Genomic DNA, 17,490 nt, shown 5'->3' on the forward strand with positions numbered 1-17,490 from the left:
CATAAACCTTAATCGAGTGTCATTTTGGCGACGGACCTAAACTCGGTGACGGCGGCCCGGCGATCCGCGAACGCGGCAGTTTCACTTTCGCTCCGCTGGCCAAACCCTCTTACATACCCGTCCCCGAGACGACGGCAATGAGCGGGATCGAAGACCTCGAGTTGCCCGTCGCCGACGCCGACCTCCCATTCGATCCGGACGAGACGACGGTCGAGGACGGGGACGTCTTCGCGTCGCTCGAACCGGCGGTCCAGGAGTGGTGGCTCGAGGAGTTCGGGGAGTTCGTCCCCGAGAACGAGGGCTTTTTCACGCCGCCCCAGCGGGGTGCGATCCCGAAGATCCACGAGGGACAGAACACGCTGATCTGCGCGCCGACCGGGTCGGGGAAGACGCTCGCGAGCTTCACGTCGATTATAAATTACCTGTACACGGAAGATCGGGCGAGCAAAGACGGCCTCGAGAACTCGGTCTACTGTCTGTACGTCTCGCCGCTGAAGTCGCTGGCCAACGACATCCACCGGAATCTCGAGGTGCCCCTCGAGGGGATCGAATCGGTCGTCGCCGACCGGGACGACGACCGGGAGATGGGCGAGATCCGCCACGCCATCCGCCACGGCGACACCGACTCGAGCGAGCGCCAGAAGATGCTCGAGGAGACGCCCCACATTCTGAACACGACGCCCGAGACGCTCGCCATCCTCCTCAATTCGCCCAAGTTCCGCGAGAAACTGCGGACCGTCGAATACGTCATCGTCGACGAGATCCACTCGCTGGCCGCCGGCAAGCGCGGGACCCACCTCTCGGTGAGCCTGGAGCGCCTCGAGGCGATGGTCGACCACGACATCACGCGGATCGGCTGCTCGGCGACGATCGAACCGCTATCGCAGGTCGCAGAGTTCCTCGTGGGCCGAGAGGAACCCGGCGGTCCGTCCCGCGACTACGACATCGTCGACGCCCGCTTCGCCCGCGAGTTCGACATCGAACTCGAGTGTCCGACCGACGACCTGATCAACACGCCCCGCGAGGTCGTTCAGGACCGGTTTTATCGGATGCTCCACGAGCACGTTCAGGAGCACACGAACACCCTCGTGTTCACCAATACGAGATCCGGCGCCGAACGCGTCCTCCACAACCTCCGCGAGCGGTTCGACGACTACGACGAGGCGAATTCGGGCTGTCACCACGGGAGCCTCTCGAAGGACGTCCGCCACGATATCGAGCAACGGCTGAAAGACGGTAGCCTCGACGTCGTCACCTCCTCGACCTCGCTGGAACTGGGGATCGACATGCCCCACGTCGACCTCGTGGTGCAGGTCGGCTCGCCCAAGTCCGTCGCCGCCCTGCTCCAGCGGATCGGCCGGGCCGGCCACCGCGTCGGCCAGACCGTCACCGGCCGCGTCATCGCCCTGGATCGGGACGAACTCCTCGAGTGCGCCGTGATGCTCAAGAAGGCCGAGGAGGGATTTGTCGACTCGGTTTCGATCCCCGAGAACGCCCAGGACGTGGCGGCCCAGCACGTCTACGGGATGGCCATCGCCGAGATCCGCCCCGAATCGGCGGTGACGGGGATTCTGCGGCGCGCCTACCCCTACCGCAACTACAGCGACGAGGAGTGGGAATCGCTCGCGCGCTACCTCACCGCCGAGTACGCCGGCCTCGAGGACAAGAACGTCTATGCGAAGATCTGGCGCGACGAGAACGACCCGCCCAGCGGCGAGCACCACTACGAGGAGTTCGAGGTCGGCGAGCCGCTGATCGGCAAGCGCGGCCGGCTCGCGCGAGTGATCTACATGACGAACATCGGGACCATCCCCGACTCCTTCACCTGCGACGTCTACACCCGCGCGAGCGACGAGTGGGTCGGCCAACTCGACGAGAACTACCTCGACACCCTGGAGAAGGGCGACGTCTTCGTGCTCGGCGGCGACCACTTCGAGTACCGCTACCGCCGGGGCTCGAAGGTCTACGTCGACCGCACGAGCGCCCGGCCGACCGTGCCGTCGTGGTACTCTGAACGGCTGCCGCTGTCGTACGACCTCGGCCGCGAGATTCTCGACTTTCAGGGCGAACTGCTCGAGCACTACGAGGAAGGGGGTCCGCCGCGGGTCCGCGCGTGGCTGCGCGAGTTCCCCTTAGACGACGACAGCGTCCGGGCGATCGCCCGGCTGTTCGACTACCAGATCCGCTACGCGGGCGAAGAAAGCGTCAGCACGCCAGATCGGCTCTCGATCGAGGTCGAGCGCGACCGCGACGAGTACGAGCGCCACTACTACGTCCACTCCAATTACGGCCGGAAGTTCAACGACGGCCTCTCGCGGCTGCTCGCGTATCGGTGCGCGCAGGAGGCGACGGCCAACGTCCGCGTCGCCGTCGCGGACAACGGGTTCGTCCTCTCGATGCCGCTGAACCGGAAGGTCGACCTCGAGGGCATCTTCGAGGACTTAGAGCCCGAGCAGGTGCGCGACGATCTGCGGGCCGCCCTCTCCGGGACGGACCTGCTCCAGCGGTACTTCCGGATCAACGCCACCCGCTCGCTGATGATCCTCAAACGCTACAAGGGCTACGAGAAGTCCGCGAGCGAACAGCAGGTCTCCAGCGAGATGCTGCTGGGCTTCGCCGAGGACCTCGAGAACTTCGCGGTGATCGAGGAGACCTACCGCGAGATCTTGGAGGACAAACTCAACGTCGAGGAGATCGAGGCCGTCGTCGAGGGGATTTCAGAGGGCGAAATCGAGGTCGAACGTCACCTCGTGGACTCGCCGACGCCGCGGGCGTTCGGCCTCGCGACCCTGTCGGCCAGCGACGTCGTGCTCGCCGAGGACGAAAGCGCCGCCCTGCAGGCGTTCCACGAGCACGTCTTAGAGGAAATCGGCGAGGAGTCGCTGCAGGGGCTGGCGCCGGAGACGTCGGAGTAGGGTGCACTCGAGCCGTAGTGGGGTGGCGGTCAATCGGGCGACTCTGTATCCAAATACGCGTCGTAGGTGGATTCGACCACGTCCGGAACGCGATAGCTCCGGTGTTCCGCGATCGCCGTCGCAAGAAGGAACAGCGTCAGCATCGTCGCGCCGACGGTCTTCGAATCGGTCGGGTCCATCCGATCGAGCGTCCGATGGAACCAGAACAGATCAGTCCACAGCGACGTTTGATGGATGGTGTGGAGTTGCTGCTTCGCGATCGGACTCACCCAGTGAAAGTCGGGGAGCATGGCCCACCCGCCGCCGAGCAGGAGGACCGTGCGCGGATATCGGACGGACGGAACCAGAAACGCGATCAGCAGCGTCGTCATCGCGGCGCCGAACGCGAAGTGGGCGATCGCCATCGACATACGCCGAAATGTGTCAACGGCGACGAAAGCCTTTCGCTCGTCGCGCCTCTACGCGGCGGTATCGATTTGTGATTGTGGCTCAGTAGCCGTTCTACGGCCCCACTCCTCGAGAGCAGGACCGATGGCGATAACACATTCCGACTCGTCGGTCGTCGACGGCGCGAGGCCGGGACGAACCCCGAACCTACAAACCCCCGATCGTTCCACTTCCCCCTATGCCCGGGAAGGTACCACCGGACGAGTTGCTCGCGCACGTGTTCGATCGGACGGGCAGGCCTGACACCGACGAGACGATCCTGCAGGGGCCGGCCTACGGCGAGGACGCCGCCGCCATCGACTGGCCGGGCGGCGACCTCGTCGTCAGTTCGGATCCGATCTCGCTGGCCGCGTCGGAGGTCGGTACCCTCGGCGTCTACGTCGCCTGCAACGACGTCGCCGCCTCGGGCGCCGATCCGCGCTGGCTGACCGTCGTCGTCATGCTTCCCGACGAGGAGACGCCCCTCGAGGCGATCACCGACGACCTGAACGCCGCCGCCGACGCGGTCGGCGCGTCGATCGTCGGCGGTCACTCCGAGTACGTCGACCAGCTCGAGCGGCCGCTGCTTTCGCTGACCGCGATGGGCGCGACGGAGTCGTTCGTCCCGACCGGCGGTGCCGAACCCGGCGACCGAATTATCCTCACGAAGGCCGCGGGAATCGAGGGGACGGCCATCCTCGCGGCCGACTTCGCCGACGAGTTCGACGTCGACGACGAGACTCGAGAGCGGGCCGAAGCCTTCCTCGAGGAGATCAGCGTCGTCCCCGACGCCCGCGTCGTCCGCGAGTACGCGACCGCGATGCACGACCCCACCGAGGGCGGCGTCGCGGCCGGCCTGCTCGAACTCGCCCGCGCTTCGGACGTGCGACTCGAGGTCGACCGCGACGCCGTCCCGATCCGCGAGGAGACCGCGCGGCTCTGTGACGCCGCCGGCGTCGACCCGCTGCGGATCTTCGGTTCCGGCGCGCTGCTCGCGACGGTGCCGCGCGACGCGGTCGAGGACTGCCTCGCGGCGCTTTCGGACGCGGGGCTCGAGGCCGCCGAGATCGGCGTCGCGACGGCGGGCGGCTCGGGGCTGCTCGTCGACGGCGAGCCGATCTCGGAGCCGATCGAGGACGATCTCTATCCGCTGTGGGAGGCGGCCGACGCGGACGAGGGCGAGTGATCGGTTCGTCCGACGGCGGACCGCAGTGGACGCCCGAATTCGCGTGCCCCGAACTTATTGACGAGGATCGCCACCCGCACACATGGCAACGATCGCCTACGAGGGGCCGGACGGACTCGCGGAGGAAACGGTCGACGCCGACCACATCACCGACTCCGGCAAGGTACAGGGGGTCCGCGTGCGCCTCGCGGACGAGGGGTTCCTCCACCTGCCATACACCCGCCTCTACTGGATTCGAATGAGCGAGGACGAGGGCCGGGCGGACTACTCGTCGGCGTAGCGACGCGCCGCCCGGTCCCCTCGGTTCGCGTTTCGCCCTCGGACGCTCGGTTATCGCCTGTACGCGCCGGTTCGGCGCGCGAACAGCTGAATCGGCTGTGGCAGTTCGGTTACCCGTCGCCGGTCGTCGGCATCGATCGCGTTCTCGGCGCCGATCGACCGTCCCGGCCGCGGTCGACGAAAGTACAACTCGATCGGATGCGCTGGCTCCCCACCACTCATGTTGATCGTAATGACCGTTCCTTACTCACCGCCAAAACTGTTGTGGCCCTAACACGACGCGTCCGCGTTCAGCGGTCGAATACCCCGCTCGCGAGGCCGACTCGCCGACATCCGTCGAGACAGCGGGCGACGGCGATCGGCGCGACGAAGATCCAGCCGACCAGCAGCGCGTACACCCCCGCGAGCACCGGTGCGACCGCCGTCGCGGACTCGAGCAGTCGGATCGCGACGACGCCACCGCCACCGGCGCCGACCAGCAGCGCGGCCTCGAGCCGCGAGCGGAGCGGCGGAACGCCGCGATCGCCGCCGTCGACGTCGACGCCGATGCCGACACCGACGGTCCCGAGGAGCCCTCCGGCCGAGCCGCCGAGCGCGAGCAACGCGTCGCCGGTCGTCCCGGTGACGGCGAGGGCCGGCAGCGAGAGGGCGAGCGCGATCGCGAACCCGCGTCTCGGGTCGCCGCGGGTGAGGCGGTTCATCGCGGGCAGGAAGGCGAGCCCGAGCGCCGCGCCGGCGATCACGTCGCCGAGGTAGTGGACGCCGAGGACGACCCGCGAGAGCGAGACGGCGACGACGACGGCGACGACCGCCGCGGCGGCCCGCGGGTCGCGCGTTCTGTCGAACGCCGAGAGGAGGCCGCCGTAGATCGCGACCGCGGCGAACGCGTGGCCGCTCGGGAAGCCGTAGCCGTCCGCCTCCGATTCGGCGCCCGGCAACACGACCGCGTCGGGCGGACGCGGCAGCCCGATGATCGTCTTGAGCGCCACGAGGAGGGCGAGGCCGGCGAACGCGTAGCTGACGACCAGCGCGGTTTGCCGACGGTTTCGACTCGAGAGCCAGAACAGCAGCGCGAGGACCATCATCGCTCCCGTCGACCCGCCGAGTTCGGTGACCGCGAGCGCGAGGTCGGCGTACTCGGCGGGAAACAGCTCTCGAATCGCGGCGCTTTGTGCCTCGAGTCGCATGCGTCTCGGTTCGGCGTCGCCGTTCGGTCCACGTAAACGTTCACATCGCGGACCAGTCTCGGCGGAGAACAGTCGGGCCGCCGAACTTACCGTCGCGCCCACTCGAGCATCCGCTCGTAGACAGGGTCGATCGCGAGCGCGTTCGCGTCGCCGACGAGCACGAGCGCCCGCTTGGGCCGCGTGAGCGCGACGTTGATCCGCCGGTAGTCCTCGAAGATCGGTCCCTCGAGCGACCCCGTCGCGGTGAAGGAGACGATGATCACCTCCTGGCTCGAGCCCTGGAAGCGGTCGACGGTGTCGACGGCGACGTCGTCGGGGACGTGTGCCGAAATCTCAGACACTTGCGCCCGGAACGGGGCGATGACGCCGATCTCGGACCGCTCGAGGCCGGCCGCCTCGTAGGCCTCGATCAACTCGGCGATGCGGGCGGCCTCCTCGCTGTCGGTGTACCGGCCCCCGTCGCCCTCGACGTCGACGAACGAGACGGGATCCTGCAGGTACTCGGGCAGGTCGGCGCGCGCGACGCCCTCGAGGTCGTCCAGCGTCCGGGCCGCGACTTCGGGTTCGGCGGGCCGGAGTTTTCCGTCGTAGAACTCCCGCGAGGCGAACGCCTGAATGCGCTGGTTCATCCGGTACTGCCGGTCGAGCATCACGCCGGCCTCGGGGTGGAGGTCGACGAGCCGTTCGAACAGTGACTCCGAGAGGTCGTTTTCGGCCCGCACGACGGGCGGCAGCTGCTCGTGGTCCCCCACGAGGACGAACCGGTCAGCGAGGTTGATCGCCGCGCAGGTGCCGGGTTCGGTGAGTTGGGCGGCCTCGTCGACCAGCGCGACGTCGAACGACTGCTCCTTCATAATGCGGGAGCCGCAGGTCGCTGTCGTCGCCGCGACCACCTGCGCGTTCTGCAACTCCGCGAGCCGCTCCTCGGGGTCGCCGGCCCGCTCGAGGCGGTACGGTTCCATGTCGTCGCGGACGCCGCTCTCGGAGCCGACGCGGACGATTCGGTCTTCGTCGATGACGCCCTCGAGTTGCTCGAGCAGCGCCTCGAGAGCGTTGTCGACCGCGCGGTTCGTGAAGGCCGACAGCAGGACGCGCTCGCCGCGCTCGACCATCGCGCGGATGGCCCGGGCGATAGTGTATGTTTTCCCGGTGCCGGGCGGACCGTGGATCAGGGCACAATCCTTGGCGCCGACGGCCTTCGTCACGGCCTCGTTCTGGCGCTCGTTGTTGTCGATAAAGGTCTCTTCGAGGTCCTCGAACTCGGGGTCGGCACGGCCGAACAGGATGTCCTTCCGCCGCTCGTCGCCCTTCAGGAGCGCGTCGTGCAGGGCGGCGAGCAGTCGATCCGTGGTGAGTTCGGAGGGGTAGACGTCCAGCCGCGTGACCTCGACGGGTTCGTCGGCAGTGAGGACGATTTCGTCGTCTAACCGCTCGATACGGGCGAGTTCGGACTGGCCGCGGACCGGATGGCCGTCGCTGGCCAGCACGAGGTCGCCCTCCCGGAGCTTCGAGGTCGCCCCGCCCTCGCGGCGCGCGCGGAGTTCCCAGCGCCCGCCCTCGAGCGGCCGCTTCTCGACGAACTCGAGGTCGATGAGCGCGCGGTCGTCGTCGGCTCGCTGCTGGGCGGTCTGCTCCCAGAGCTTGGCGTACTCGCGGTGGACCTCGCGGCGTTCCTCCTCGATCGCCCGGTAGAAGCGCTCGAAGTACTCGAGTTCCTCGTCGGGCAGCGCCTGGCCGATCTGGCCGGCCTTCGACTCCTGATCGAGGCGGCCGGAGACGACCATGCAGGTGTCCTGCTCGAAGCAATACTCGCACTTGGCCGACCCCTCGTAGCCGGTCGGAACGTCGCCGCTCATCTCCATCGCGGCGATCTCGTTGCGCAGCCGGACGACGAACTTCAACAGGCCGTCGCCCATCGAGAAGTCCTTCGCGGGGGTGAGGTCGCCGGTCTCCTCGTTGCGGTCCAGCGCGGAGTTCTTGGTGTACAGCAAGGTGCCGGTGTCGACGTCGCCGCCGTGCTCCTCGAGCAGGAGGGCGTAGCAGGCGGCCTGCACCTTGTCCTTGAACCGCGGTTCCTTCTTCAGGTTCTTCCCGGTCTTGAGTTCGACCGGCGCGCCACGGCGGATAGCGTCGGCGCGGCCGCGGATGCCGAAGGTCTCGCTGATGAGCAGTTGTTCGGATCGCCAGCTATCGTCTTCCGTGAGGCGACCCTGCTCGAGCCACCCCTCGATCGCCGCGGCGTTCTCGCGGACGTCCTCGGCGACCGAGTCGGGGGATTCACCTAGGAGTCCGAGCTCGAGGCCGTGTTCGTCGACGCGGGCGTCGATGGATTCCTCGAGGTCCCGGCCGCGCAGGAGGTCGCCGAAGACCTCGTGGACGATGGTCCCCTTGACGACGGGGTAGTTCAGCGGGACGCCGGAGAGCTTGTTCAGGTAGTAGAGACGGGGACACTCCACCCAGTTGCGGATCGACGTTACGTTCACCAGAAACGAGGGCTCGACGACGACGTAGGAGTCGCCGGTCGTCGAGTACTGCGTCTCGCCCTTGTACTCGTCTTCCTCGGCGTTCGTGACGAGCAGTTCCATGCCCGGCTCGAGGAGTTCGGCCGATTCGGTCCATTTGTTCCAGAGCGTCACCGTCGTGGGTTCGTGGTCAGGGTCGGGGTCAAGGTCGGGGCCGGATTCGGAACCAGCGTCACCGTCGCCGTCGCCGTCGACGGCGGCCGCGAGCGGCTCGCTCTCGGGGCCGCCGTCGGGCGCGGCCGCCGCGTCGATCGCCGTCACCTGCAGCGGCACTTCCGCCAGATCGGTCTCGCCGTAGCTCGTCGACACCGACCGCACCTCGACCTCACCCGCGACGGTTCCGCGTACGTGCACGGCTATGCATCACGGGCCGAGCCGGCAAAAACGCTATCGGTCGCGGCTCGAGTCGGCGGTCGGTCGAGGAAAGCAGTCGTATACCGAGTAACAGCTGATTACTTCCGGTCCCGATCCGCGGTCGGTCGAAACGGTCGCCGCCGCTTTTGGCCCCGTGACGGCAACCGCCGCTCGGGATGAGCGACTCGAACGACGACCGGCGGACGGGATCCGAACCGGACGCGAATGCCCCGGACGGGCCGAAAAACCGTAGGGAGGAGGCGTCGGCCGACATCGACTCCGGAACCGGCGTCGGCGACGACGTCGTCGACCGCGATCCCCGCGACGAGTCGACCCGGATCGTCACCGAGGACCGACGCCGCAACACGCCGCTGGTCAGCGCGATCGTCGCCGCGCTCGGCGCGTGGGCGGCCCTCTCGGTGCTGCTATTCGAGGCCAGCCAGGCCGCCACGTGGAACAACCTCCTGGTCGGGATCGCCGTCGTCGCCGCGGCCGGCTACAACTACTACCGGCTACACAACGACATCCCGCTCAGCGCCGGCGTCGCGTCGCTGGTGGCGATTCTGGGCATCTGGCTGATCATCTCCGCGGCGCTGCTCGAGATGGCCGGCGCCCTGTTCTGGAGCACGCTCGTGACGGGACTGCTCGTCGCCGGACTGGCGGGGTACAACGCATACGAGGCCCGCGAGGCGAGAACGGTCGCGACGGAGCCCGAAACCGGCACCTGACGGACCTACAGATCCGACTCGAGCCGCTTGAGCCGATACTCGGCGGCGTGGTGTCGGAGCGCGACGACCCCAAAGCCGAGCATAACCGCGGTAAAGCCGATCGCCACGAGCGGTGATACGCCGTTGACGTAACTGTTCAGTAACTGTCCGAGCGCCAGCGCCACCGGGGCGAGGGTGAGCAGACAACTGGTGACCGGGGTGGCGCGAAACAGTTCGACGAGGGGTGGTGAGTCGCGGACGGACATGGGAAAGCGACGGTTACGTGTTGTGTCGGGTCCGCCGTCGTATTCCTTTTGGTTCGATTCGGCCTAAATTTTCTCGAGAAACGGACTGTCAGCGATTCCTGCCGGTCGGCGCGGGCGTCGTTCGTCGCAACCGATACGTTCTTTCCGACCGCAATCTAACCACAACCCATGCGGATTCGCGAGTGGCAGGACATACTCGAGGACGTCACCGAGCGGGACGTCGATCCGGACGACTGGCGCGCGGTCGCCGGCGACCGCGCCGGCGGCGTCGGCGAAGACATGTACCTCGCGCATCCCCGCGCCGGCGTCTTCTTCCTGAAGACCTACGCCAAGAACCCCTACGAGGTCCGCGGCGTCGGCACCCAGGTCGCGCGCAACCTGGACGACGAGATCGGCTCGTTCCTCCCCGACGAGGACGAGGCCGGCGGCCGCTTCGCGGTCCAGTCCCCGCCCGAGGACGAGGACCACGCCGAGACGCTCTCGCAGCGCCTCGAGACGGTCCTCGAGACCCACGCGGACGCCCCCACGCGGCCGCAGGACCTGTTCGACGACGTCATGGAGGCCATCGAGAGCCCGGCGTTCGGCCCGATGGAGTACGACCAGTACGACCGGCCCGAGGAACTCGAGGACCTCGCGGATCGATTCGAGGAGGCCGACGAACTGCTGAACGCGGAACTCGAGGACCTCATCGAGACCGACGAAGTCGACCGCGGCTTCATGTAGACCGAACTTTTTGCGCCTCGAGGTCGCTCCTCACCGATTGTCTGCTCACGGTCGCAAACCGACCGTTCGCACGGCTCGCCAGACCTGCGGTCCTGCGCCTGCGACTGCGTCCGATGATTCTATAGGAGCGGCCGCCCAGGCATACGGCAATGAGTACCGGCGCCGCTGACGTCGTCCGCGACTACTACGACGCGCTCCGGGAGGGCGATCCCCTCGAGCCGTACTTCCACGCTGCCGACGCGACGGTCAAGTTCGGAATCAGCGAGGCGCTGTTCGGATACGACGCGGTCGCCGACGCGTTGCGAACCCAGACCGAGACGACCGACGAGTGGTCGGTTCAGAGCCGTCACCTGACGGTCGACGAGCGCGAGTCGTTCGCCACGTTCGCCGACGAAGTGACGATGGCGTGGACGGACGCCGAAAGCGGCGACCGGCGCCGGTTCGATTCGCGCTGGAGCGGGACGCTGGTGCCGGCGGCTACCGCAGATATAGACACAGACACAGACGCGGTCGCCGGCGACCGCCACGCGACGATGCCCGACTGGCTGTTCACGTCGATGCACGTCAGCGCACCGCACGATCTCTGACCATGAGCGGGGACCGCAATCGAAACCGCGATCGGCGACGCGACCGCGACTCGAGCGGCGCGAACGAATCGAACCGCGCGCGTGACTCGAACCGCCGTCCGCGACGGCGGGATCGGCGCGGACGACGGGGGACCCGCGAGCAGGCGGAGCGAAGCGTCGACGTCGCGGGTCGGCGGCGGCTCGGCGTCGCGTTCGTTCTGCTGGTCGGTCTCTCCGGGGCGACGATGGCGCTCCAGGGGGGTGCGTCGCCCGCCGCGATCGGTGCGGTGACGGCGGGTAGCCTCCTTGCCGGCGGTGCGCTGCTGTGGTACCTGTACTGGATCGTCAGCTAGACAACTCGAGCGATTCGAGGCCGTCCCGCGAGGGTCAGCGCCCGAGCCGCGGCTCGGACGTCGAGTATTCGAATCGCGAGAATCGATCGGGTGCGACGGTGCGAAGCGGCGTTACCGCTCGACGCGTCGCAGCCACAACTCCGGCGAGTCCAGTTCGTCGTGATCGGGCAGGTACTCCGGCCCCTCCCAGACCAGCGCGGCCGTCTCGAGGTCGCGCGTCGAGACGACGTACTCGAAGAAGTCCTTGCCGCGCTCGTACTGGCGGCGCTTGAGGCCGAGCCCGAGCAGCCGGCGGAACAGCTGCTGGAGCGGACCCCGGCCCTGCCGGCGCTCGTCCAGTTTCCGGCGCAGGTCCTCGTACTCGTCGTCGAAGGCGTGGTCCATCAGCAGTTCGGCGTACCCCTCGACGACGGTCATCGCCGCGTCGAGGTCGCGGAACGCCTTGCGGTCGAACGAGCCCTGCGAGAGCGTCGCGATGCCCTCCTCCATGCGCTGCTCGAGGTGCTCGGAGAGCCACGGGGCGGCGCCGAACTCCGCGGCGTGGGTCACCTCGTGGAAGGCGATCCAGCGGCGGAACCGGTCGGCGTCGACCTCGAGCGCCGCGGCCGCGTTGAGGATGTTCGGCCGGACGAAGTACAGCGCGTGCTCGTCGTCGGGCGTGTCCGCGAGCAGGAGCGGGTCGTACTGGCCGAGGACGTTCCGCCCGAGGAACGAGAGCATGACGGTCATCGTCCCCGTGTTGATCGTGCGAGCGATCCCGGGGAACGCGGCGGTGTTGGCGTGGTTCTCGAGCGTGCTCATGACGCGCTCGAAGGTCGCGACGTTGGCGTCGATCCAGTGGTGGCGGTTCTGGATCTCGACGGTCTCGGGGACGTCGAACTCCAGCCCCGACACCGACCGGACGCCGGCACGGGCGTCGCGAACGTCGCGCGCGTACGCCTCGCGCTCGCCGGGCTCGAGGTCGATCGAGCCGGGATCGGTGGCGGCCTTGGCGGCCTCGGCGGCCGATCGCCAGTCGATCGCATCGTCACCGGACGCCCCGGCAACGGCCCGGGCGCTGCGATAGAGATTCACGAATACCGGTACGACGAGGGGACGCAAAAGCGTTCTGTCGATCCGGTCAGTTGACGATCACGTCGGGCTGTTCCTCCTCCTCGAACTCCTCTTCGTCGTCGCTGCGGTAGCGCTTGACCGCGATCCCGGCGGCGACCAGCAGCGCCAGCGCGAGCAGCGCGCCGACGGCGCTGCGCCCGCCGGAGTCCTCGTCCGCGTCGTCCTCGTCCTCGGTCTCGATCTCGGTTTCGCCCTCGAGTTCGACTTCGTCGGCGGATTCGCTCGCGCCGAACGGCAGTACCTCGCTGATCGTCCGCGGCCCGAACTGCGGATTACCGTCCAGATGCAACTCGACGAGAGTGAATTTCTTGTCTCCCATGTCCGGGTGGTCAACGAGTGTCCACTTAGCCGTTTGGTTGGTTCGCACCGCAGGCCGATCGCTTAGCCTCTCGGGACCGGTACGATTAAGTGTCCGTCACCTGCCCTCTTTCGTATGAGTGGACGACCGCTGGACATCCTCGAGGCGTCGCTGGGCGAACGCGTCACGGTTCGGCTCAAGAGCGGCGACGAGTACGTCGGCGAACTCACGGGCTACGACCAGCATATGAATCTCGTGTTAGAGGATGCGACGATTCCCGTCGGTGGAACTGTAGAGGAGGAGGAGCCGGTCGAAGACACAACCATTATACGCGGCGATAACGTCGTTTCGATCACTCCATGACTGGTGCAGGAACCCCGAGCCAAGGAAAGAAGAACAAGACGACCCACGTCAAGTGTCGTCGCTGCGGAGAGAAGTCCTACCACGTGAAGAAGAAGGAATGCTCGTCGTGCGGCTTCGGCAAGTCCGCCAAGCGCCGCGACTACGAGTGGCAGTCGAAGGCCGGCGACAACTAAGCTGACCGTTCTGCGACACTGCACTGCTTTCGTGCGTCTCCCCATCTCCGTATAGCGCTGCCGTTCTCGAGCGCCGCGGCTGTCCGGATCGGTCGGATCGATGGCCGAGCGGCGAGCGCACCTTCTCCGCAGCGCACTACCGGACAGAGTTCTGTCAGTAATTCCGCTCGGCAGTCCTCTACCGCCGATAGTGCGCTTCGAAATGCCGGAAATACAGCCTATAGAATCCTTATATAGTTGTCGGTCGTATAATATAGCACGGAGACCGCGAGCGACTGCGGGCGGTCGAGGTGACACTCATGCTAACCGAATCGATAGGATACCTGAAGCGCAGCGACGAGATGTGGAAGACCAGCGTTATCGGCGGGCTCATGCTCCTGTTGGGCTTCCTTCTGGTCCCCCTGTTCCTCGTGTGGGGGTACGTCGTCCGCGTCCTCGAGCGAACGAGCCGCGGCGACGACGAGGCGCCCCGGTTCGAGGACTGGGGCGGGATGCTGATCGACGGCGCGAAGGCGTCGGTCATCCTCCTCGCCTACTCGCTCGTGCCGATCGTCGTCGGTACCGTGCTGGTCGGCATCGCAACGCTCGTCGCCGGCGGTTCCGTCGACTCGATCGGCGCGGCCGCCGCGGCCGTCACCGGGCTGGTCACGTTCGCGACCGTCCTCGTCGTCGCCTACGCCGTGCCGGCGGCGATCACGAACTTCGCCGTTGAAGGTCGGCTCGCGGCGGGATTCGACGTCGGGGCCGTCCGTCCGATTCTCGCGAGCGGCACCTACGCCGTCGCGTGGCTGCTCGCGCTCGGCATCGTTATCGCCGGCTCGATCGTGACCGGCGCGCTCAACGAGATCCCGTTCGTCGGCGTCGTGCTCGGCGCGATCGTCGGGTTCTACGCGCTGGTCGCGGCCTACCACGCGATCGGACACGCCTGGTTCGACCTCCATTCCGTCCCCCTCGAGGAGATGGGCAACGACGAGGGCGAGGCGTCGGCCAAGCGACCGGCGATCTGATCGCCGCAGTACGACGTGGTCGTGCGGCTCGACCGTGAGCGCGAGACTCGTTTTTTCGGTACTCGATACGCGACTCCGGTATCCGGTCTCGGGCCCGTACGCGAAGCGATGGACAGCCATTAGTCCCGGGCCGCGAACACTCGGGTATGGACCTGACGACGACGGACGCCTTCGACGGCCTCGAGTGCGTCGACTGCGGCGCGACCTTCGACGCCGCCGAGGCGACCCACGAGTGCCCGGACTGCGGCGGGGTGCTCGATCCGACCTACGACTACGACGCGATCGATCTCGACCGCGCAACCCTCGAGTCCCGGCCGTTCGACTCGATGTGGCGCTACGAGGAGCTGCTGCCGTTCGCCCGCGAGTCCGCCGTCACGATGGACGAGGGCGGGACGGCGCTGGTAGAGTGTCCCAATCTGGCCGACGAACTCGGCGTCGAGCGCGTCCTGATCAAGGACGAGGGCCGGAATCCGACGGGGACCTTCAAGGACCGCGGCCAGACCGTCGCCGTGACGGCCGCGACCCAGCACGGCGCGAGCGACGTCGTCCTCGCCTCCGCCGGAAACGCGGGGCAGGCCGCCGCGGCCTACGCCGGCCGCGCGGGACTGGAGTCGCACGTCTACCTGCCCTCGCGCTCGGGCTTTACGAACAAGGCGATGGTCAACGTCCACGGCGGCGACATGAACGTCGTCGGCGGCCGGATCGGCGACGCCGTCGCGGCCTACGAGGAGGCCCGCGCGGAGCACGAGGACTGGTACCCGCTCCAGACGTTCGCCACGCCCTACCGCCACGAGGGCAAGAAGACGATGCTCTACGAGATCGTCGAGCAACTCGACTGGGACGTTCCGGACGCGATCTGTTACCCGACCGGCGGCGGCGTCGGCCTCGTCGGGATGTACAAGGCCGCCACCGAGTTCCAGAAACTCGGCCTGATCGACGACCTGCCGGCGCTGTACGCCGCGCAGGCCTCGGGCTGCGCGCCGATCGTCGAGGCCTACGAGGACGGCCGGGACGAACACGAACCGGTCGAGCATCCCGACACCATCTGCGGCGGCCTCGAGATCCCCGATCCCGGCGCGAGTCGGTGGGTCCTCGAGGCGATCCGCGAGACCGACGGCGGCGCGGTCGCGACGGACGATCCGGACATTCTCGAGGCCGGCGTGCAGGTCGCGAAGCAAGAGGGACTCGAGATGGTGCCCAGCGCCGCGGCAGCCGCGAGCGGCGCCTGGGAACTGGCCGAGCGCGGCGAGTTCGACGGCGACGAAACGATCGTCATCCTCAACACGGGCTCGGGGAACAAGGAGGCCGACGTGCTGCGCAGCCACCTGATGGGACAGGGCGTCTGAGGCCGGCAGCGCCGTCGCAGCGTCGACTGGACTGCCCACGAACCCGACGCGACGCCCGTTTCGTAGCGTTTTTGCCGGTTGTCCGGAAACGGAGCGGTATGACTGCGCCCTGGGCCGACTGGGACCACATTCTGAAGATCGATCCGGACAAAGACCTTCCTGACGGCGTCACCTACGGCGACCTCTGTGCCACCGGGACCGACGCCATCGAGGTCGGCGGCACCATGGGGATCACCGAGGAGAACATGGCCGACGTCATCGCGGCCTGTGCCGAGCACGACGTCCCGCTCTACCAGGAGCCCTCGAGTCCGGACGTCGTCATCGAGGACGACGCGCTGGACGGCTACCTCATTCCGACCGTCTTCAACGCCGGCTCGCCGTTCTGGATCACCGGGGCGCACAAGGAGTGGGTCCGCCTCGACCGGGACCTCGACTGGGAACGGACCTCGACGGAGGCCTACATCGTGATGAACCCCGAGGCCGACGTGGCGACCTACACCGAAGCCGACTGCAACTTAGACGCCGACGAGGTCGCCGCCTACGCGACCGTCGCCGAGCGCATGTTCGGTCAGGAGATCGTCTACCTCGAGTACTCCGGCACGCTCGGCGACGAGGAGATCGTCGAAGCGGCGAGCGAGGCGGCCGACGACGCGACGCTGTTCTACGGCGGCGGCATCCACGACTACGACTCCGCGTACTCGATGGCCCAGTACGCCGACGTCATCGTCGTCGGCGACCTGGCCCACGACGAGGGCGTCGAGGCAGTTCGCCAGACGGTCGAGGCCGCGTCGGACGCCTGACTCGCAGCGACTCGTTTTCCGGTCGTTTTGTCGGCAACATTCGCGAGTCGAACGGCGCGTCGCTACCGCTATTAGCCGTTTGTGGCCGCGAACCGTACCGTTGGCCTAAACGGTTTTACGCCCGCGTCGAATTATCGTCGGGCATGAGTGTCCGCGTGGCGTTCGAAGCGGCGTCGCCGAAGTTCTTTCTCGGGCCGACGCTCGAGGCGATGCCGTCGCTCGACGTGGACCTCGAGCGCCAGTACGCGCTCGATCCGGCTCGACCGGTCGCCTTCTGCCGAATGGCGTGTCCCGATCTCGACCGCCTCGAGCGCACGCTGGCGGCCGACGGGACGGTCGCGGCCTTCGACCGCCTCGATCGAACGACCGACTGGGCGCGCTTTCGGATCACGCGCAGCGAGCCCAGGAGCGGGGACGGGGGCGGAGGCGAGTCCGGTTCCGAATCTGAATCCGAATCCGACGTCGTCGGCGCGTATCGCCGCTGGGTCTCGGTCGGCGGCGAACTGCTCGCGTGTCGGGGAACGGACGGCCGGTGGGAGATCGAAATGCGGTTTCCCGATCGGGCGGCGTTCAACAGCTACCACGACTTTCTCGTGACCCGCGGCGTCGAGTTCGAACTCCACCGGCTCGCGGACGGTGCGAACGTCCGATCCGACGACGGGGTCATCACCGATTCCCAGCGGGAGGCCCTCGAGATCGCCTTCGAGCGCGGCTTCTTCGAGGTGCCCCGCGAGACGGGACTGACGACGGTCGCCGAGACGCTCGAGATCTCCGAACAGGCCGTCAGCGAACGGCTTCGCCGGGGACAGGCGCGGCTGATCGAGGAGTGCGTCGTCACGGACTGACCCGGCCGCGGGCCGCCCGACCGCTCGGCGAGCACAGGCAACACCGGGGCTCATCCGTCGA

Annotated in this window: 18 protein-coding genes and 1 pseudogene; 13 read left to right on the plus strand and 6 right to left on the minus strand. The window is 67.6% G+C overall.

The window, feature by feature from the left end; genetic code table 11:
* Positions 1-137: 137 nt before the first annotated feature.
* Positions 138-2,915: an ATP-dependent helicase gene (locus tag ACYQ26_RS09875; RefSeq protein WP_459808727.1), complete on the plus strand. Its 2,778-nt coding sequence runs from the start codon at positions 138-140 to the stop codon at positions 2,913-2,915.
* Between the two features lie 29 nt (positions 2,916-2,944).
* Here the strand turns inward: ACYQ26_RS09875 and ACYQ26_RS09880 are convergent, their stop codons facing one another.
* A complete protein-coding gene (locus ACYQ26_RS09880) occupies positions 2,945-3,325 on the minus strand; it encodes a hypothetical protein (protein ID WP_459808728.1) in 381 nt (126 codons plus the stop codon).
* A gap of 215 nt (positions 3,326-3,540) precedes the next feature.
* On the opposite strand from ACYQ26_RS09880, the gene ACYQ26_RS09885 reads away from it, so the two are divergent.
* Together ACYQ26_RS09885 and ACYQ26_RS09890 are read left to right on the plus strand one after the other, a co-directional pair.
* On the plus strand, positions 3,541-4,527 hold the full coding sequence (locus ACYQ26_RS09885) for an AIR synthase family protein (RefSeq protein WP_459808729.1): 987 nt from the start codon (positions 3,541-3,543) through the stop codon (positions 4,525-4,527).
* Between the two features lie 82 nt (positions 4,528-4,609).
* Positions 4,610-4,807, plus strand: coding sequence for a hypothetical protein (locus ACYQ26_RS09890; protein ID WP_459808730.1), 198 nt, complete (start codon positions 4,610-4,612; stop codon positions 4,805-4,807).
* 289 nt (positions 4,808-5,096) lie between these two features.
* Here the strand turns inward: ACYQ26_RS09890 and ACYQ26_RS09895 are convergent, their stop codons facing one another.
* Complete coding sequence (locus ACYQ26_RS09895) at positions 5,097-5,993, minus strand: phosphatase PAP2 family protein (RefSeq protein ID WP_459808731.1); 897 nt, start codon at positions 5,991-5,993, stop codon at positions 5,097-5,099.
* Positions 5,994-6,079: 86 nt separating this feature from the next.
* Positions 6,080-8,869, minus strand: a complete 2,790-nt coding sequence (locus ACYQ26_RS09900) for an AAA domain-containing protein (RefSeq protein WP_459808732.1) — start codon at positions 8,867-8,869, stop codon at positions 6,080-6,082.
* A 176-nt stretch (positions 8,870-9,045) separates the two neighbouring features.
* Between ACYQ26_RS09900 and ACYQ26_RS09905 the strand changes: the two genes are divergently transcribed.
* A complete protein-coding gene (locus tag ACYQ26_RS09905) occupies positions 9,046-9,597 on the plus strand; it encodes an SPW repeat protein (RefSeq protein WP_459808733.1) in 552 nt (183 codons plus the stop codon).
* Positions 9,598-9,602: 5 nt separating this feature from the next.
* Here ACYQ26_RS09905 and ACYQ26_RS09910 read toward each other — a convergent pair whose 3' ends face one another.
* Positions 9,603-9,842 (minus strand): hypothetical protein, encoded by a 240-nt coding sequence (locus ACYQ26_RS09910; RefSeq protein ID WP_459808734.1) that lies wholly within the window; start codon positions 9,840-9,842, stop codon positions 9,603-9,605.
* Between the two features lie 168 nt (positions 9,843-10,010).
* Here ACYQ26_RS09910 and ACYQ26_RS09915 point away from each other — a divergent pair, with 168 nt between their 5' ends.
* From ACYQ26_RS09915 to ACYQ26_RS09925, 3 genes and pseudogenes are all read left to right on the plus strand, one after another.
* Entirely contained in the window at positions 10,011-10,565 is a 555-nt protein-coding gene (locus ACYQ26_RS09915) for a hypothetical protein (protein WP_459808735.1), read from the plus strand.
* 149 nt (positions 10,566-10,714) lie between these two features.
* A complete protein-coding gene (locus ACYQ26_RS09920; RefSeq protein ID WP_459808736.1) occupies positions 10,715-11,152 on the plus strand; it encodes a nuclear transport factor 2 family protein in 438 nt (145 codons plus the stop codon).
* Positions 11,153-11,271: 119 nt separating this feature from the next.
* Positions 11,272-11,484, plus strand: a pseudogene (locus ACYQ26_RS09925) (hypothetical protein); the annotation flags it as partial.
* Positions 11,485-11,595: 111 nt separating this feature from the next.
* Here ACYQ26_RS09925 and ACYQ26_RS09930 read toward each other — a convergent pair.
* Positions 11,596-12,558 (minus strand): zinc-dependent metalloprotease, encoded by a 963-nt coding sequence (locus tag ACYQ26_RS09930; protein WP_459808737.1) that lies wholly within the window; start codon positions 12,556-12,558, stop codon positions 11,596-11,598.
* A gap of 46 nt (positions 12,559-12,604) precedes the next feature.
* Positions 12,605-12,916, minus strand: a complete 312-nt coding sequence (locus ACYQ26_RS09935) for a hypothetical protein (protein ID WP_459808738.1) — start codon at positions 12,914-12,916, stop codon at positions 12,605-12,607.
* 114 nt (positions 12,917-13,030) lie between these two features.
* On the opposite strand from ACYQ26_RS09935, the gene ACYQ26_RS09940 reads away from it, so the two are divergent.
* The 6 genes from ACYQ26_RS09940 (at position 13,031) to ACYQ26_RS09965 (ending at position 17,429) form a co-directional block, all read left to right on the plus strand.
* Positions 13,031-13,258, plus strand: coding sequence for an LSM domain-containing protein (locus ACYQ26_RS09940; protein ID WP_013879980.1), 228 nt, complete (start codon positions 13,031-13,033; stop codon positions 13,256-13,258).
* Positions 13,255-13,431, plus strand: coding sequence for a 50S ribosomal protein L37e (locus ACYQ26_RS09945; protein WP_013879981.1), 177 nt, complete (start codon positions 13,255-13,257; stop codon positions 13,429-13,431). The genes ACYQ26_RS09940 and ACYQ26_RS09945 overlap by 4 nt, the downstream gene beginning before the upstream one ends.
* 299 nt (positions 13,432-13,730) lie before the next feature.
* Positions 13,731-14,438, plus strand: coding sequence for a DUF4013 domain-containing protein (locus tag ACYQ26_RS09950; protein WP_459808739.1), 708 nt, complete (start codon positions 13,731-13,733; stop codon positions 14,436-14,438).
* Positions 14,439-14,590: 152 nt separating this feature from the next.
* On the plus strand, positions 14,591-15,784 hold the full coding sequence (locus ACYQ26_RS09955; RefSeq protein ID WP_459810739.1) for a threonine synthase: 1,194 nt from the start codon (positions 14,591-14,593) through the stop codon (positions 15,782-15,784).
* Positions 15,785-15,882: 98 nt separating this feature from the next.
* Positions 15,883-16,584 carry a phosphoglycerol geranylgeranyltransferase gene (locus ACYQ26_RS09960; protein WP_459808740.1) on the plus strand — a complete coding sequence of 234 codons (702 nt, stop codon included), beginning with the start codon at positions 15,883-15,885 and terminating at the stop codon, positions 16,582-16,584.
* A 143-nt stretch (positions 16,585-16,727) separates the two neighbouring features.
* A complete protein-coding gene (locus ACYQ26_RS09965; protein ID WP_459808741.1) occupies positions 16,728-17,429 on the plus strand; it encodes a helix-turn-helix domain-containing protein in 702 nt (233 codons plus the stop codon).
* Positions 17,430-17,490: the final 61 nt, after the last annotated feature.

The organism is Halopiger thermotolerans (assembly GCF_054654555.1).

What these genes read in the sequence shown, in the direction of transcription:
- ACYQ26_RS09875 (WP_459808727.1), top strand. Translation starts at nt 138, where the DNA reads ATGAGCGGGATCGAAGACCTCGAGTTGCCCGTCGCCGACGCCGACCTC.
- ACYQ26_RS09945 (WP_013879981.1), top strand. Translation starts at nt 13,255, where the DNA reads ATGACTGGTGCAGGAACCCCGAGCCAAGGAAAGAAGAACAAGACGACC.
- ACYQ26_RS09950 (WP_459808739.1), top strand. Translation starts at nt 13,731, where the DNA reads ATGCTAACCGAATCGATAGGATACCTGAAGCGCAGCGACGAGATGTGG.
- ACYQ26_RS09885 (WP_459808729.1), top strand. Translation starts at nt 3,541, where the DNA reads ATGCCCGGGAAGGTACCACCGGACGAGTTGCTCGCGCACGTGTTCGAT.
- ACYQ26_RS09905 (WP_459808733.1), top strand. Translation starts at nt 9,046, where the DNA reads ATGAGCGACTCGAACGACGACCGGCGGACGGGATCCGAACCGGACGCG.
- ACYQ26_RS09880 (WP_459808728.1), bottom strand. Translation starts at nt 3,325, where the DNA reads ATGTCGATGGCGATCGCCCACTTCGCGTTCGGCGCCGCGATGACGACG.
- ACYQ26_RS09895 (WP_459808731.1), bottom strand. Translation starts at nt 5,993, where the DNA reads ATGCGACTCGAGGCACAAAGCGCCGCGATTCGAGAGCTGTTTCCCGCC.
- ACYQ26_RS09890 (WP_459808730.1), top strand. Translation starts at nt 4,610, where the DNA reads ATGGCAACGATCGCCTACGAGGGGCCGGACGGACTCGCGGAGGAAACG.
- ACYQ26_RS09910 (WP_459808734.1), bottom strand. Translation starts at nt 9,842, where the DNA reads ATGTCCGTCCGCGACTCACCACCCCTCGTCGAACTGTTTCGCGCCACC.
- ACYQ26_RS09965 (WP_459808741.1), top strand. Translation starts at nt 16,728, where the DNA reads ATGAGTGTCCGCGTGGCGTTCGAAGCGGCGTCGCCGAAGTTCTTTCTC.
- ACYQ26_RS09920 (WP_459808736.1), top strand. Translation starts at nt 10,715, where the DNA reads ATGAGTACCGGCGCCGCTGACGTCGTCCGCGACTACTACGACGCGCTC.
- ACYQ26_RS09940 (WP_013879980.1), top strand. Translation starts at nt 13,031, where the DNA reads ATGAGTGGACGACCGCTGGACATCCTCGAGGCGTCGCTGGGCGAACGC.
- ACYQ26_RS09935 (WP_459808738.1), bottom strand. Translation starts at nt 12,916, where the DNA reads ATGGGAGACAAGAAATTCACTCTCGTCGAGTTGCATCTGGACGGTAAT.
- ACYQ26_RS09960 (WP_459808740.1), top strand. Translation starts at nt 15,883, where the DNA reads ATGACTGCGCCCTGGGCCGACTGGGACCACATTCTGAAGATCGATCCG.
- ACYQ26_RS09915 (WP_459808735.1), top strand. Translation starts at nt 10,011, where the DNA reads ATGCGGATTCGCGAGTGGCAGGACATACTCGAGGACGTCACCGAGCGG.